This window comes from Pseudarthrobacter sp. TAF60_1, from assembly GCF_052113505.1.
GTDB lineage: Bacteria > Actinomycetota > Actinomycetes > Actinomycetales > Micrococcaceae > Arthrobacter.
Map to the genome: position 1 here is coordinate 131,086 of NZ_JBFRDI010000013.1, position 15,062 is coordinate 146,147.

Genomic DNA, 15,062 nt, shown 5'->3' on the forward strand with positions numbered 1-15,062 from the left:
TTCGGGCACCTCACGTTGCCAACTGACGAGGTCACTGCGCTCTCATGGGACGTTTCCGTAGGTGAAACGCCTCTGGCTGATGGTGCTGCACTGGCTGAGGACTGGACATATTACGACGACATCTACATCAAATGCTCCTATGCCTTGAATCTCACGGACGCGTTGCTGCGGCTGCGATTACCGCCAGACGCGAGCCTAGGGGCCGTGATTATCGCCCGCTCCTCGGGAACGCCTCTAATCATGACCTCTGAAGTCATGGAAATCCGCGGTGGGCGCCAGCATGTATACCTGACCCTTCCAGCAGATCAGATAACCGGTACTCTGACGTTGGAATTCCAGATTTCGGTCCTCGGCATCGGGCATGCAGTGGAAAGCCCTTTCGCCCCTAAGAGGCTCGGCAACACGGTTTTTCGAGTTGACCGAAAGATCGTTTTGGAGGGTACTGCACCTCGACTGCCGATGCTTCCAGTGAGTTTTGCTGAGCACGGAATTGCTGGCGCCGGCTCATCGCTATGGTGGCTCCGGCTGACAACGCGTGACCTTGCAGCAAGCGCCTCAGCCGCAATTTGGCTATGGCTCAACGCGGACAACCCCCTCATCTCTCGGATGCTCGAGGAACCAGACTCCCCGGAATCCGAGGCATGGTTGCGGTTTCTCCAAATTGACTTCATGCGCCAATTGCTTCGGGAGGCGCTCGGCAGTGAGGAGTTGAGCCTGCAAACGGACTATCCGGAGGAATCCCTAGGATACGTGTTGAGCAGTGTGGTCCGACTCTTGGGAGAATCCTTAGACCAGGTTCAACAGCGGTACAGCGAAGATCCCGGCCGTGTTGAGGCCGAGCTCCAATCAAAGGTTGGAGCCAAATAAATGGCAGAGACTCACACATTACTGTGCTATCCGCGTATGCCGCTTTACCAGGCGGCTCAGTCTTGGGAATTACTCCGAGGTCAGAGCCTGCGGGAGATTGGTGGGTCCATTGATCTCAGGACTGTCCAAGCCCAGTATTACCCTCTTGCACGGCAGCGTGCCGGCTCTGATGAATTACTTGGCCTCCGCGGAAAGATTCTGGGCATCGCTGAGGACTTCGGTTTTCCGTCAGCCGTGAGCACCAAGGTGCTGGTGGAGTTCGATCGGTCCGTCGGGCCCGAGGTTCATGCACAGATGGCTATCATGCCCGCCGACGCGTCCTCGATAGACGTTTGGAATTTTATTAACACGGCAGTTGTCCCGGACATTGTCCTCTGGCGGTATGGAAGATTCCACACTCAAACCAAGAAATGGGTCATCTCGGAGGATCGCCTGTTCGACATGATTAGGACCACTATCGGCCGGCTGTGGTGGAGGGTTCACCTTCTTGGTCCCGACCTAGCCCGCAAACTGGGTGAAGACGAGGTGGTAAACCTGCTGGAAAAGCCGCGAATCGGCGGCTACCCACTTCTTTCGCGCGCAATGGGTGCGCATCTATTAACGTTCGCGTCCGAATCGAACACAGGGCGACGGATGGAACTTTTCCGCGATGCCACGAAACGTCTTCTCCGAAAGATGGCTGTCCAGTCCGTGTTCGTAATGACGGCTGAGCAGATTGACGAGTTTGTTACCTCGTTGTTCTTGGAGTCCGCAACGGCATTAAATATCCCTCCCCAGGGGACCCCGACGAAAGCAGCAAATGGGGTGATTGCTCCGGAGACTGGATCTGCCACTCATTGGCCGCCGATTTCATAGACGGCCTCGGCACTAGCCGCCCACGCAAACGTGGTTCCGGACGCGTCAGTTCTTTAGTTGTCCCAGCATGTCTGCTACCACATCACCGATCTGCTTGGAAAGCAGCGGGGGCACGGCGTTCCCTACTTGATGGAACTGCTGAGTCCTGGGACCTTCAAAGAAGTAGTTGTCGGGAAAAGACTGGAGTCGCGCGGCTTCGCGCACGGTAAAGCTGCGGGTCTGCTCCGGATCCGGGTGAATGTAATAGTGGCCGTCTTTGGAGATATGTGAAACCACGGTTGTAGCCGGTGCATCCCAAACCTGCACCCTAAAGCGGTCTGTAAAGGGGGTTCGCTCGCTGCCGACGTTTTTGTGTTCGGGGTGTAGCGACGTCGGTAGGTCTGTGTACTTAGGGCTCTTGCCCAATCGTTCAGCAAGTGCAGCCATTACGCGGTAGCGTGCCAGATCAGAAACCATATGGGTGCGTGGTTCGTGCTGGATAGGCTCGCTCAGCCTTTTTTCATGGATCCATGCCTCGTACTCATCCACAGCGAGAGGACCTGCCTTCGCGGGCTCGGGCTTCGTGCCCATTTCGACCGTTTGAAGGGCCACCAGTGCTTCCTTCTGAAGGGCCTCCCAATCCAGATCGATTTTCGGCCTTCTCTTCGACATCTCCGCTCGTGCACTGGGCATTGTTTGTACTGCAGCTCGAACAGTAACTGGCCCGTCTGCTTTGGCGAGTACTCGTCGCGGCATATTGGCTGCGACATCACTTCGAACTCCGAGCAGAATCACGCGGTGCCGCCTCTGCGGCACTCCGTATTCTTCTGAACGAATGATGAAGTCCGAGGGGTCCAAGTCTTGTGGCTCGGCGTCCACAACTAGTGATCTGATTTCATAGCTGGTGCCACCAGGAAGGCGCTTGAGGTCACCCAAGATAGTTTGGAACATGCTGCTGTTCCCATTTTTCGACGAGAGAAGCCCCTTCACGTTCTCCATCACAAAAATCGTGGGCTTGAACTTGCCCAAGATGTGAAGGTACTCACGGTAGAGGAAATGCTTGTGGTCTGCCGCGAACAACTCATCTCCAGTCCTCCGAGACCGCCCGGCGAGGGAATACGCTTGGCACGGAGGCCCACCAATGAGAGCCCAATGTCCCCGCTCATCCTCTGGTCCGAGCTGGCGTTCGATGTAGTTGTCGACCTCGGGACGGTTGTCCTCTCCAAGCTCGACTTGGTAGACGTGACTCTTAGCAGCTAGGTATGCCTCTTTGAAGCCGCCCGCGAGAACGGATTGCCACGTCTTATTGCCTTGGACGTAATCGAAGTAGGGTTGCAGGTCGCCCCCTGATCTAACGAGCTCCCGGTACGTGGCGCGCAACCTCAGCGTCTGGCATGCCAAGCTGTCCATCTCGAAGGACGCTAACGTTTTGAAAACGAAGTTGCCCCGGTCATCTCGGACACTTGAGAATCCTTCGTTCAAGCCTCCAGGCCCGGCGAAGAGATCAATAATTGGAAACACACGCACCCCTTGATATCTGACACTCCAGGATACCAGGCTTGGCCGACATTGTGACTCCCAATAGTTGGTCGAGGGGCTTGGCTCCCGGAGATTCGGGCATCGCCTCGCTCATCCCACGACGACTCGTATGAGACGAGGGGCGTAGAAAATTGACCCGCTGGTCGGTAGGGGCGCTGAGGGCCAAAGCGACCCGGCCGCGCTTATCTTCGATGAAGGAGAACGCGTTGGGCCATGCGAATGTGCATTGGACGACTCTCAGCCTGATCCCGGGTACTGCACACGCTGTATGCATGGCAGCTCCTAGAGTGGCCAGCGATTGCCACCAGCTGGAGAATCTGGAACCTTAGTTCAGCTTCTTGTGCATGATGCGGGCGCATCATGCACGCTGTGGGGCCCATTGCCTCGTCACACGCGGTGCCAAGCCGGAAAAACTGCCACCTGTCGCCATTAAGATATGAAGGACCGGTGCACGCTGCACCACGGTAACAAACATGAAGGGGGGCCCGGGTGTCGACCAGGCAAGACAAACCATCGGCTGAGCAGATCGCGCTCGCGGAGAGCCAGATCGTCGAGGAATCAAAGCGCATAGATTTCTTCCTCACTGAATACTCCGTAGAACTACTAGCGCAAAAGGTTCGTGACGCAGAATATGTCGTACCTGATTACCAGCGAGCGTTTACCTGGGAAGATGATCGAAAGTCGCGTTTCATAGAATCGCTTCTAATGGGCCTCCCGATCCCATTTATTTTCTTTTGGGAGATGCCGGACGGTCGCTTAGAAATTGTCGATGGTTCGCAACGGCTTCGAACAATCGAACAGTTCATCTTTGGGGGATTCAGGCTCGGTGAACTGGACCCTCTGACTCACTTGTCCGGCGTTTGCTTTGAGGAGCTCCCCGAATCCCGACAGAGGAAGATTAAGAACCGATCAATCCGAGGGATCGTCCTCAACGAGCATGCTGACGAAGCTGCTCGCCTTGACATGTTCGAAAGGATCAACACGGGAAGTAAGATCGCTAATAAGGCGGAGATCCGACGAGGAGCGTTAGCTGGCCCATTCCTTAACTTAGTCAAAGAACTCGCAGATGATCCCAAGCTTGCAGTCCAGGCGCCGATGACAGAAAAGCTCAAGGATGAGCGTGGTTATGAAGAGCTCGTCACGCGTCTGTTTGCCTATGGTGACGGACTTGATGACTATCGTGATCGACCTTCAGATTTTTTGTTTGACTATTCGAAGAGGATGAACACCGCGTTCTCACTGGATGAGAAGCTCGCCGATGCCTATCGTACGCGTTTCCACACCACCATTGATTTTGTGTCCCGCGTCTTCCCGTATGGTTTCAGAAGAATGGCAAAGGGAAATTTCACTCCTCGTACCAGATTCGAAGCCATCGCCATAGGTTCTGATCTTGCGGTCCAAGAACGAAAGTCCCTACTTACGGTTTCCCCCCAAGACATTGACGTCGCAGGCTGGCTTGAAGGAGTGGAGTTCTCGAAGGTCACAGGCTCCGATGGTGCCAATGCTGTTTCCCGTCTCCGGGCTCGTATCGAATTCGTGCGCAGCAGACTGGTAGGCTATGACGTCAACTGAGCTGGTTACCTTCTTTGATGAACGCCACGCGGAAATCGAGGCATACTTAGCACTGCTCCAGAATCTCGAAGATGCGACCCGCGGTGGCACTCCTCGGTTCAAAGAAACCGACGCAGCAATCACTGTGGAGCAGAAAAAGATCCTCAGCTCCAGCCTTTACCTTCAGCTGTATAACTTGGTGGAAGCTACTGTCTCCCGATGCCTAGATGGTTTAGCAGTCGCCCTTGTCGGTGAAGGGTTGAGCCCAGGCTCTCTCAATCCAGACTTGCGGAGGGAATGGGTTCGCTCGATTGCCAAAACGCATAGCGAGCTAAATCACTCCAACAGGCTTGAGGCTGCTCTCGAGCTGTGCAACCACCTCCTGAGTCAGCTTCCCGTGTCTGACTTCAAAATCGAGTCCGGCGGCGGAGGTAACTGGGATGACGCCGCAATTGAGAAAGTTTGCGAGAGAGTTGGTTGTTCGTTAGCGATCAGTCAGCATGTTTCTGCTGCAGCAAAGAGGCATCGTCGAGATGAAATGGGGGCGCTTAAGTTAGTGAAGAATCGACGTAACAGTCTCGCGCATGGATCATTGTCGTTCGTGGATTGTAGTGACGGAGTCTCCGTGATGGAGCTTCGTGACCTTGCCAATGCCGTCGGCGAGTACCTCCGCGAGGCGGTGAACAGCTTTGTGAATTACATTGAAGTCGAGATTCGCGGCAACGTACCTTTGCCGCAACCAATAGGAGCAACTTCGTGATATCCCCCAATATTAATCCGATCATTAGGGCGGTCGATTTATTTTGCGGCGTCGGGGGCTTAACGCATGGGTTGGCTCAAGCCGGGATCAATGTCAAAGCCGGCTTCGACATCGATCCCGTGTGCCGTTTTCCATATGAACAGAATAACAATGCTGAGTTCATTGAATGTAATGTCAACGAACTTCAAGCCGAAGTGGTGAGGGAGCACCTGTCGGGCGGAGACATAAGTCTCCTAGCTGGCTGCGCTCCGTGTCAACCATTCTCGACTTACAGTCGATCTGGACGCAGCAAGAAACGAATGGATGATTGGCAACTTGCAGGAGCCTTTGGTCGACTAGTTGAAGAAGTGGAACCAGATCTAGTTGCAATGGAAAATGTCCCTCAGCTTGCCACTCATCCCATATTCGATGAATTTCTTAGTCATCTCAGGGAATACTCTGTTGAGTGGGCGATAGTGGACACGGCCAACGTTGCCGTGCCGCAATCCCGTAAGCGGCTTGTTCTCCTCGCGTCTAAACTATCCAGCCGGGCTCTAAAAATGCCCAGCTCTACCGGACCAGTCAGGACGGTTCGAGATGCCATTGGCGGTCTAAACCCGATTAAGGCAGGCGGAACGGACGCTGTTGACCCGCTGCACGTTGCGCCTAGACTGAGCGAACTGAACTTGGAGAGAATTCGCAACTCTTCGCCGGGTGGTACTTGGCGTGACTGGCCAGAGGAACTCCAAGCCGACTGTCATCGCAAAAGTTCCGGCGCCACCTATCCGAGCGTGTACGGCCGGATGGAGTGGGACAAGATCGGACCAACTATCACAACCCAGTCTTTCGGCTACGGGAACGGACGGTTTGGCCATCCTGAGCAGGATCGTGCCATCTCCCTACGAGAGGCTGCAATTCTTCAGACCTTCCCTCCGCGGTACAAATTTGTGCCGCCAGGTGAGCCTGTTCGGTTTAGTGTTCTCGGTCGCCTCATCGGCAACGCTGTTCCAGTTCGACTGGCGGAGATAATGGGTGAGACTCTGGTGCGTCACGTCGTAAATCATGCCGAGGAATCAGGACATGCTTCTAATAAAATCTCGTCTGCTGCCTAACTGAGCCACCATCATCTCCCATACTCCAATTAAACCTGATAATTGACGTTCGCAGTATCTATTGCAGTCTGAAATGGTGTTGACAGTGACGGGCCCGCCGCAATTTGGGCCTAGAAATTTGCGTGAGGTTGGTGATTATTTTGCACGCACTGATGTTATTTTTGTGTCGCTGAACCTGTCGAAAGTTTCTTTAGATAGCTCCACTAAATAACAAACGGGAACGCGGCGCTGAGAAGAAAGCCACCTTCCACAGTTGCGGCAATAAGCCTCTTATAACGAATCGACCCAGGGAATGTCCTTATTGATGCTGTAGGCCCCTCGTGGAGCAGGGCGCTTTCCTCCCCCCGAGTGACGGCGACGCGATTCGGCGTTTCGGTGACGATGCACCTATTGCCAGTCGCTCCAAGCCACAGCAGCGGGCGTCCGCCCGTGGAGTACGTGAGCGTCCGGTGGCGCCCGTTGAAGCGCCCATGCGAATTGACCCCGGCAGCGCTACCTACGAGCAGACGGCCCGTATCCCATATGGCGTACGAGTCCTCGCCTAGAGATTGGCTGTCGCTAGCGCCTTCGGTTGGTGATGTGACACCCACGAGGGTTTTGTGTCCGGATTTGCTTGAAACGACTTGGCTTGACAGCACTTCGAATGAATCATGTGTGCGGTGGTTCACAGTGTTTCCCCACCCTATACTGCTTCTGAGAGAACGAACTTCTAAACGGATCTGGCGCCGCCTGTCCTTGGCCCCTACCTCCGTGAACACGGCCAAGCCTTCGTCGCCCAGCGATGCTCCAACGGCACCTAATCCGGTACTTAGAGACTCTGTCGGCTTGTCCACGAGGCGTTCGATCTCCTCTCGATCTTCAGGCAGCGTGCCCTGCTGACGAAGTGGCACTCGAAATGTGCCGACGTCCGTAGCAAGGAATATCTGGTTGTAAAAGATACGCATGTCTAGGTGCGCGGCCGCATCAATGACAAACGACGACCGGGCCATGGGCACAGGACTAATCTTCACGTTGTGCGAGGGGCTTGGGAATCCCTTCCATGCGTCTCTCATTTCCGGCCACGACCCGATTCCCTTGCTGGAGAAGAGGCCATATGCGACTGCCAGCCCTGCCTCACCGTCTGCAGCCTGCATTTCTCTGGCAAGTTGTGCCACGTCGTACTGGAGTAATTGTCCCTCGAAGGTCAATACGAACAAGAAGCCTCGATAAGCAAAGACATCCAAAGCGGTTGGTTCCTCGACGAATGCTGATAAATGGCGCACTAGATCTTTCCTCGATCAATGCGAGCTTTTGTAAGCGGCAACTTTAAACTGACCGGGTACGGCAAATCTGATTGACCGTTCGCGGCAGTGGTTTTGACCAGCGGCGGCAAGCATATTTGGACAGCAGGAGGCCACGGTGTGTGGCCTGGCGTGCTGGGATTTCCCCTTGTCCATCCCTCGTGTCGTTACGGGGAGAGCCCCTTCCTTCCGCGGTGAAATGGCGATGCCAATCGTTGTATTTCACCCGTTGTGGGAAGGAAGGGGCTCGTTGTGAAGTCTCCAGGAGAGTTCATGGAAATTTTAGCTGCTTACGATTTGACCCGGTCGTACCGGGACGCCGCGAAGATCTGCCGCGTTTCACACAACACGGTCCGCGCTTATGTGAAGGCCCGCCAGGACGGCGCGCAGGCGCCGGTTGCCCGGCAACGCGGCCGGATGACCGACCCGTTCCTGCCCCAGATGATCTCCTGGGTCGAGCAGTCCCGCGGGAAGATCCGCGGCGATGTCGTGCATGAGAAACTCGTGGCTTTGGGCTTCACGGGGTGTGAGCGGACCACCAGGACAACCCTGGCTGAACTGAAGGCGAAATACCGGGCCCGGAACGTGCGCGTGCACCGGCCCTGGACGCCTGAACCGGGTCTGTGGCTTCAGTACGACTACGGCGACGGGCCCGTCGTTGACGGGGTCAAGACCGTGCTGTTCGTAGCCTGGCTGGCGTTCTCCCGGTTCCGGATCGTGATCGCTTTGCGGGATAAGACCATGCCGAGCGTGTTCGCCGCCCTCGACCGGGCATTCCGCCTGATCGGCGGCGTCCCGACCTACATTCTGACCGATAACGAGAAGACCGTCACGGTCGAGCACGTCGCCGGGATCCCGGTCCGCAACCACCAGATTGTCGCGTTCACCAGACACTACTCAACCTCGCTGCAGACCTGCCTGCCAGCCGACCCGGCGTCCAAGGGCGGGGCCGAGAACGCGGTCAAGATCGCCAAAGCCGACTTGGTCCCGCAGGATACGAACCTGCTGCCGGAATACGGGTCCTTCGCCGAACTGGAAGCGGCTTGTGAGGCATTCATGGAGGAGGTGAACTCGCGGGTGCATCGGGCCACGCTGGAAATCCCGCAGGACATGCTCCGCGGGCTGGAACGTCCCCGGCTGCACCCGGTCCCGGCGACACCGGTGACGGCGAGTTTCGGCCATACCCGCCAGGTCCCGCCGAACACGCCCATGATCACGTTCCAGCAGTCCCGCTACTCCGTTCCGCACACCCTGATGGGTCAGATGGTCTGGGTGCGCGGCACCGAGACGGAGGTGATCATCGTCCACGTCGGTGACGCCGGCCCGGTCGAGGTCGCCCGGCACAAACTCACCCGCCCCGGCATTCCCGCGATCATCGACGCCCACTTCCCGCCGGCCCCTGCCGGTGCCCTGGAACGGGTCATCCGCCCTACCAACAAGGCCGAGGAAGAGTTCCTGGCACTCGGCGCCGGCGCAGCGCTCTGGCTCAAGGAAGCGGCGGCAGCGGGAACCCAGAAGATCCGGCACAAAATGGAACGCGCCGTCACCCTCGCCAAGGTCCTCGGCGCCGACGAGGTCGACAAGGGCCTCGGAGCGGCAGCGGTGCACCAGCGCTTCACCCACGAGGACCTGCTCTCCATCGTCAACACCGGCAACAGAACAGGCCACACAACCGGCACCACCCATACCGTGACCGACCAGGGCCAATGGCTGAGCCAGGGCACCAGCGGCTGGGCCAACTTCGGCACTACCCCTGCCACCACCAGTGACGAAGACTTTGAAGGAGCCATTGATGAGCACTAACACTATGACCCCGGCCCTGGCCGACACGGCGGTGGAGAACGTGATCGCGCTGATGCGCACGACCCGGATGCCGCACGCCCGCGCCGTGGTCGCCGACGTCCTGGCCACCGCGAAAGCCCAACGCTGGGACCCCACCGAAGTCGTCCGGGTCCTGCTCGAAGCCGAAGCCACCGGCCGGAACGCCTCGATGCTGGCCACCCGGCGCAAACGCGCCGGATTCCCCACCGGGAAAACCTTCGACGTCTGGGACGAGGCCCTCTCCACCCTCCCGGCGGCGACAACGTCGTTCCTGCGGACCCTGGAATGGGTGCGGCGGCGTGAAAACCTGATCGCCTGCGGACCCTCCGGCACCGGCAAAACCCTGCTCCTGGAAGCCCTCGGCCAGCAGGCCATCGATCAGGGCATGTCCGTGTCCTGGCTCAGCATGGAAGACCTCGGCGCCCTCGTGCGCCGGCACCGCATCGATAACAGCGTCAACAAAGCCATCACCCGCGCCACCAACGTGGATCTGATTTGTATCGATGACATCGGCCTGTTGCCGGTCTCAGCCGACGCCGCCGAGGGCTTCTACCGCGTCGTGGAAGCCTCCTACGAGAAACGCGCCCTGGCAATCAGCTCAAACATCCACCCCTCCGGGTTCGATGAACTCATGCCCAAAACCATCGCCACCGCAACCGTGGACCGGCTTCTCCACCACGCCCACCTCTGCCAAACCAGCGGCGAGTCCGTCCGGCTCATGCAAGCCCAAAACGGGAAAGGAACCCGCCCCATGAGCTAAACCAAACCCCGGTCAGGCGCCCCGATACCCGGCACGCCCGGGGCGCCTGACACTGTCCAAAAATACCTGCCGCGACCGGTCAATCAGCTGCCGCCAGCGGGCAAACCAACCTGCCGCCACCGGTCATTTCTAAGTTGCCGTTGACACTTTGTCGATGTCCGAAATCAAGCCCTGATCTCGCCACCGGGAAGTAAGTTCGGGGGGTGGTCGATGCTCAAATTCTCTCTTCCGGTCCCGAGCTGAAACTGGATATCCGTGCCGTTCATCAATAGCATTTTCGGCCTTCGGAAATTTGGCTATTCGCTCTTCGTTGGTCCCGATGATCTCGAAGTCACTGCCGAGACCCCAGTTGTGTTCGTTGGTGCACACGTAACTCTCCGTATGGGAGGAAACGAAAACACCGTATTCTTCCGGAGGGCGCACTGCCCACTTGTTCCTTGCACCGGCGGCTAGCCGCCGATGATCCGTTCTGGATAAGTAGGCTGGAACTGACCCGGAGGGAGCGAACAAGATTCCTGCCGGAGTTTGCTTGCCGTTGGCGGCACTAGATTTTCCCACATTCCAAGAGTACGACTTGCAGACGTTTTCTAAACAGCCAAGACTTCAAAAACAACCTTCATGTCGCACGGAGTCTTTGGCCTGTGGCGATACGAGGAGTTTAGAGTGGATAAATTCCATTCGCTAGCAGCAATTCAGCGCCTGTTCGTTGACCGTGGAATTCTCCGCGGTCAATGACGTCCAAGGGAAGGTCGCGGGTTGTCCAAGAGCCTGCGTTCAAAATCGTCCTTTGTTGTTCGAAACGGCAGGAGTGCTCCATGCGGCCGAGCTCAGGCTGTCTAAAGCATCTGACCGTGGAACGGGCCAGTCCAGTTACTGAATTCAATGCTGCGGCGGGCCAGCTCCTTGAGCCGTGTCGGGGTGTGGTTGCACTCCAGACGCCGTCCTCGGCGCCTAGGAGACTGCTGAAATAGTCGTAGGTTGGGCGCGTCGGCTGGACTGGCGGGCCTGGTGATTAAGTCTGGTTCGCACGACGCTTTGTGCTGACGGGCGATCTCCAGAGCCTATGGTTAGGGTATCCACAGGCTCAACCCCGGCGGACGCCCGGAACGAGAGATACCGTGAGTCCCCGCGTCCCACGAGCCGCCTCAGCCTCTCAACAGCTTCAGCATCTTTAGAGCCCATATCCGTCGACAGCCACCGGACCAGAAGCCCTGCGTCGCCACTGCACCGCACAGCCGATCCGACCGCGAGGTCCAGCTGGTCCCGGAGCAGCTGCACGGCCAGGGCGCCGGAACGGCTGAGCAGGGGAGCACGATACGCCTCCAGCGCTTCAGCCACCCGTCCCCCGCGCAGCAGCCCCAGCACCCGTCCCGAATCCGAGCATCCGGTCAGGCCCGAGGCCAACCGGTAGGGGTTCGACTCCACGGCGTCGCCGAGCATGGACCGGACCCTGAACATCTCGGTGCGGATGGCCTGCGGCGTGCCCGCGTCGCCATACAGCTCGTAGGCGAGCTCCTCGGCGCTCCAGCCCTGGGCGCGTGAGTCCAGCAGCGCGAGGATTTCCGCGCGGCGCAGTGTCAGGGGCCCCCGGCTGCCGTCAGCAAACAGCGCGGCAGGGTTGTCCCCAAGAAGCTCCAGCGACTCCACAGCAACAGAAGGCCGTTGAACAGACGCTCGCGAGGCGCGAACAGAAGGCAACGCACCCAAGGAGGCGCCGCCGTCGGGCGTTCCCAATAGCGCCTCCGCCACCCGGACTGCACACCGCACCATCCGCAGCGTGTCCGCGCTGATGGTGTCCAGCGGTCCGGAGACGTCGAGCACGCCCAGCAACTTGCCCGTCAAAGGGTCGGTGATCGGCGCTGCCGTGCAGGCCCACTCATGGTGGGTGCGGACCAGATGCTCGGCCGAGAACAGCTGCACCGGCCGGCCGGTGACCAGCGCCTCGCTGATGGCGTTGGTGCCGATGCCGGCCTCGGACCAGTCGGCCCCTTCGGAGAACTCCAGCCGGTCAGCCCGCCGCAGCACGTCCGGGCTGCCCACCCGCCAGAGGATCTCGCCGCGGGCATCGGTGAGCACCAACAGGTGCCGTCCTGAAGTTGAATCGTCGGCCAGCAGGTCGTGCAGCGCCGGCATGACCTGCTGCAGCCGGTGCTCCCGGCGCAGCTCCAGGACGTCGGCGGCCTCGTGCAGGTGCCGGGGACTGTGCTGGTCCGGGCTGATGCCCAGGGCCATGGAGCGGCGCCATGACTCCGCGAGGGCGGTGGGGATCTCCGGGCGGGGGACACCGGAGATGACCAGTTCGTGGGCGCGGCGCAGGGCCCGCGAGTACTTCGCCGGGTCCGAAAACCTCAGGCCGTGGTCCAAAACAGTGCCCTCCTCACCGGCGGCGTCCTTGCCGGCAGTGCGCGTGTAACGCGGTTGAAACCCCAACTGCATTTCAATGGTGATGCAGCTCACGCCCGATCCAGCATAGCGCAGGGGATACCGGCGGGACGGGGCCGCCGGGACCACCAGACACACGGACCATACGACACAAAGGAGTGGACATGACCGATACACCCACCGCAGCCGCGCAGGCCTGGCTGACGGACCTGGATACCGCCCTGCAGCGGCGCGACGTGGACGCCGCCGTCGAGCTTTTCGAGGACGAGAGCTATTGGCGCGACTTCGTGGCGTTCACCTGGAACCTCAAGACGCTCGAGGGCAAGGCCGACATTCGTCAGATGCTCGAGGCTACGCTGGATCACGTGCAGCCTTCTGGTTGGGCGCTGTCCGAGGATGCCACCGGCGACGCCGCCACAACGGAAGCGTGGATCACCTTCGAAACCGCCGCCGCCCGCGGCTACGGACACCTCCGCCTGCGGAACGGCAAATGCTGGACGCTGCTCACCACCATGCAGGAGCTGAAGGGCTTCGAGGAGAAGAAGGGGACCCGCCGCGAGAAGAGCGTGGCCCACGAGATCATCAAGGGCCGGCGCTCCTGGCTGGAACAGAAGGAGGAGCGCGAGGCGCGGCTCGGCTACGAGGAGCAGCCCTACACGGTGATCATCGGCGGCGGGCAGGGCGGCATCGGCCTCGCGGCCCGGCTGCGGCGCCTGGGCGTCCCCACCCTCGTCATCGAGAAGAACCAGAAGCCGGGCGACTCCTGGCGGAACCGCTACAAGTCCCTGCACCTGCACGACCCCGTCTGGTACGACCACATGCCCTACCTGAAGTTCCCCGACGACTGGCCCGTCTTCGCCGCCAAGGACAAGATCGGCGACTGGCTGGAGCACTACACCGCCATCATGGAGCTGAACTACTGGGGCGGCACCGAGTGCGTGGGCGCCGAGTACGACGACGGCACCCAGGAATGGGTGGTCCGTGTGGTCCGCGACGGGTCACCGGTGACCCTGCGGCCCAAGCAACTCGTCTTCGCCCTGGGCGTCTCCGGCTACCCGAACATTCCCGCGTTCGACGGCGCGGGGTCCTTCCTGGGGGAGCAGCGCCATTCCTCGCAGCACCCGGGCGGCGGAGACTGGACCGGGAAGAAGGCCGTGGTGATCGGCTCCAACAACTCCGCGCACGATATCTGCGCGGACCTGTGGGAGCACGGCGCCGACGTCACCATGGTGCAGCGGTCCTCCACCCACATCGCCCGGAGCGAGTCGCTGATGGACCTGGCGCTGGGGGATTTGTACTCGGAGAGGGCTTTGGCTGCCGGCGTCACCACGGAGAAGGCCGACCTGCTGTTCGCGTCGCTGCCCATGCGGATCCTGCCTGAGGCGCAGGTGCCGGTGTACCAGGCGATGGCCGAACGGGATGCCGAGTTCTACTCCCAGCTGGAGGCCGCCGGGTTCGACCTGGACTTCGATGTGGACGGGTCCGGCCTGTTCGTGAAGTACCTGCGGCGCGGCTCCGGCTACTACATCGACGTCGGCGCCTCCCAGCTGATCATCGACGGCCGGGTGAGTCTGCGGTCCGGGGAGGTTGCCAAGATCACCGGCAACGCCGTGGTCCTTGCTGACGGCACGGAGCTGGAGGCCGACCTCATCGTCTACGCCACCGGCTACGGCTCCATGAACGGCTGGCTGGCGGACCTGGTCTCTCCCGAGGTGGCTGACCGGGTGGGGAAGTGCTGGGGGTACGGCTCGGACACCCCGAAGGATCCGGGCCCCTGGGAAGGGGAGCTGCGCAACATGTGGAAGCCCACCAACGTGCCCAACCTCTGGATCCACGGCGGCAACCTGCACCAGAGCCGGCACTACTCGTCGTACCTGGCCTTGCAGCTTAAGGCCCGGATGGAAGGGCTGGAAACGCCGGTGTACGAACTGCAGCCCACCCACCACACGCGCTGACCTCGGGCTGCCGGGGCTGGGGCAGACCGCTACCGCGGCACCCAACCCCGGCAGCCCGCCGTCGTACCCCCTACCCCAAACGCTCTCTGACATGAAAATTGGATGACCACGGCGGGGTACGTGGGGTGATCAGTGCTATCCGGCCTGTTGTAGGGGTTGGAGGGTAACTTGGTAGCCGAGTGATTCGAGTTGTCCGATGGCGCGGGCTTTGGCTTTGTCTGG

11 protein-coding genes are annotated in these 15,062 nt (G+C 59.7%); 8 read left to right on the forward strand and 3 right to left on the reverse strand.

Translation table 11 applies throughout. From position 1 onward, the window contains the following. Positions 1–15 precede the first annotated feature (15 nt). Entirely contained in the window at positions 16–867 is an 852-nt protein-coding gene (locus AB4Y73_RS15420; protein ID WP_441872756.1) for a hypothetical protein, read from the forward strand. Between the two features lie 36 nt (positions 868–903). Beyond that, positions 904–1,722: a hypothetical protein gene (locus tag AB4Y73_RS15425; protein ID WP_441872757.1), complete on the forward strand. Its 819-nt coding sequence runs from the start codon at positions 904–906 to the stop codon at positions 1,720–1,722. Positions 1,723–1,767: 45 nt separating this feature from the next. On the opposite strand, the gene AB4Y73_RS15430 is transcribed toward AB4Y73_RS15425, so the two are convergent. Then, positions 1,768–3,222 carry a DNA cytosine methyltransferase gene (locus AB4Y73_RS15430; protein WP_441872758.1) on the reverse strand — a complete coding sequence of 485 codons (1,455 nt, stop codon included), beginning with the start codon at positions 3,220–3,222 and terminating at the stop codon, positions 1,768–1,770. A 507-nt stretch (positions 3,223–3,729) separates the two neighbouring features. Here AB4Y73_RS15430 and AB4Y73_RS15435 point away from each other — a divergent pair. Genes AB4Y73_RS15435 through AB4Y73_RS15445 form a run of 3 tightly spaced genes read left to right on the forward strand, consistent with a single transcriptional unit; the run spans position 3,730 to position 6,642 of the window. Then, a complete protein-coding gene (locus tag AB4Y73_RS15435; protein ID WP_441872759.1) occupies positions 3,730–4,812 on the forward strand; it encodes a DUF262 domain-containing protein in 1,083 nt (360 codons plus the stop codon). Further along, positions 4,799–5,551 carry an MAE_28990/MAE_18760 family HEPN-like nuclease gene (locus AB4Y73_RS15440; RefSeq protein WP_441872760.1) on the forward strand — a complete coding sequence of 251 codons (753 nt, stop codon included), beginning with the start codon at positions 4,799–4,801 and terminating at the stop codon, positions 5,549–5,551. The genes AB4Y73_RS15435 and AB4Y73_RS15440 overlap by 14 nt, the downstream gene beginning before the upstream one ends. Continuing rightward, on the forward strand, positions 5,548–6,642 hold the full coding sequence (locus AB4Y73_RS15445) for a DNA cytosine methyltransferase (protein ID WP_441872761.1): 1,095 nt from the start codon (positions 5,548–5,550) through the stop codon (positions 6,640–6,642). The genes AB4Y73_RS15440 and AB4Y73_RS15445 overlap by 4 nt, the downstream gene beginning before the upstream one ends. A gap of 203 nt (positions 6,643–6,845) precedes the next feature. Here the strand turns inward: AB4Y73_RS15445 and AB4Y73_RS15450 are convergent, their stop codons facing one another. Beyond that, positions 6,846–7,838, reverse strand: a complete 993-nt coding sequence (locus tag AB4Y73_RS15450) for a hypothetical protein (protein ID WP_441872762.1) — start codon at positions 7,836–7,838, stop codon at positions 6,846–6,848. 336 nt (positions 7,839–8,174) lie between these two features. Between AB4Y73_RS15450 and istA the strand changes: the two genes are divergently transcribed. Next, the gene (gene istA / locus AB4Y73_RS15455) at positions 8,175–9,725 is read left to right on the forward strand and encodes an IS21 family transposase (protein WP_441872763.1); all 1,551 of its coding nucleotides are present in this window, start codon (positions 8,175–8,177) and stop codon (positions 9,723–9,725) included. Then, complete coding sequence (locus tag AB4Y73_RS15460) at positions 9,715–10,503, forward strand: ATP-binding protein (RefSeq protein ID WP_441872764.1); 789 nt, start codon at positions 9,715–9,717, stop codon at positions 10,501–10,503. The genes istA and AB4Y73_RS15460 overlap by 11 nt, the downstream gene beginning before the upstream one ends. A 951-nt stretch (positions 10,504–11,454) precedes the next feature. Here the strand turns inward: AB4Y73_RS15460 and AB4Y73_RS15465 are convergent. Beyond that, positions 11,455–12,960 (reverse strand): GAF domain-containing protein, encoded by a 1,506-nt coding sequence (locus AB4Y73_RS15465; protein WP_441872765.1) that lies wholly within the window; start codon positions 12,958–12,960, stop codon positions 11,455–11,457. Positions 12,961–13,049: 89 nt separating this feature from the next. Between AB4Y73_RS15465 and AB4Y73_RS15470 the strand changes: the two genes are divergently transcribed. Continuing rightward, positions 13,050–14,840 carry an NAD(P)-binding domain-containing protein gene (locus AB4Y73_RS15470; protein WP_441872766.1) on the forward strand — a complete coding sequence of 597 codons (1,791 nt, stop codon included), beginning with the start codon at positions 13,050–13,052 and terminating at the stop codon, positions 14,838–14,840. Positions 14,841–15,062: the final 222 nt, after the last annotated feature.

Bases quoted from the DNA above. Each gene is read 5' to 3' on its own strand.
- AB4Y73_RS15460 (WP_441872764.1), top strand. From the start codon at position 9,715: ATGAGCACTAACACTATGACCCCGGCCCTGGCCGACACGGCGGTGGAG.
- AB4Y73_RS15470 (WP_441872766.1), top strand. From the start codon at position 13,050: ATGACCGATACACCCACCGCAGCCGCGCAGGCCTGGCTGACGGACCTG.
- AB4Y73_RS15440 (WP_441872760.1), top strand. From the start codon at position 4,799: ATGACGTCAACTGAGCTGGTTACCTTCTTTGATGAACGCCACGCGGAA.
- AB4Y73_RS15425 (WP_441872757.1), top strand. From the start codon at position 904: ATGCCGCTTTACCAGGCGGCTCAGTCTTGGGAATTACTCCGAGGTCAG.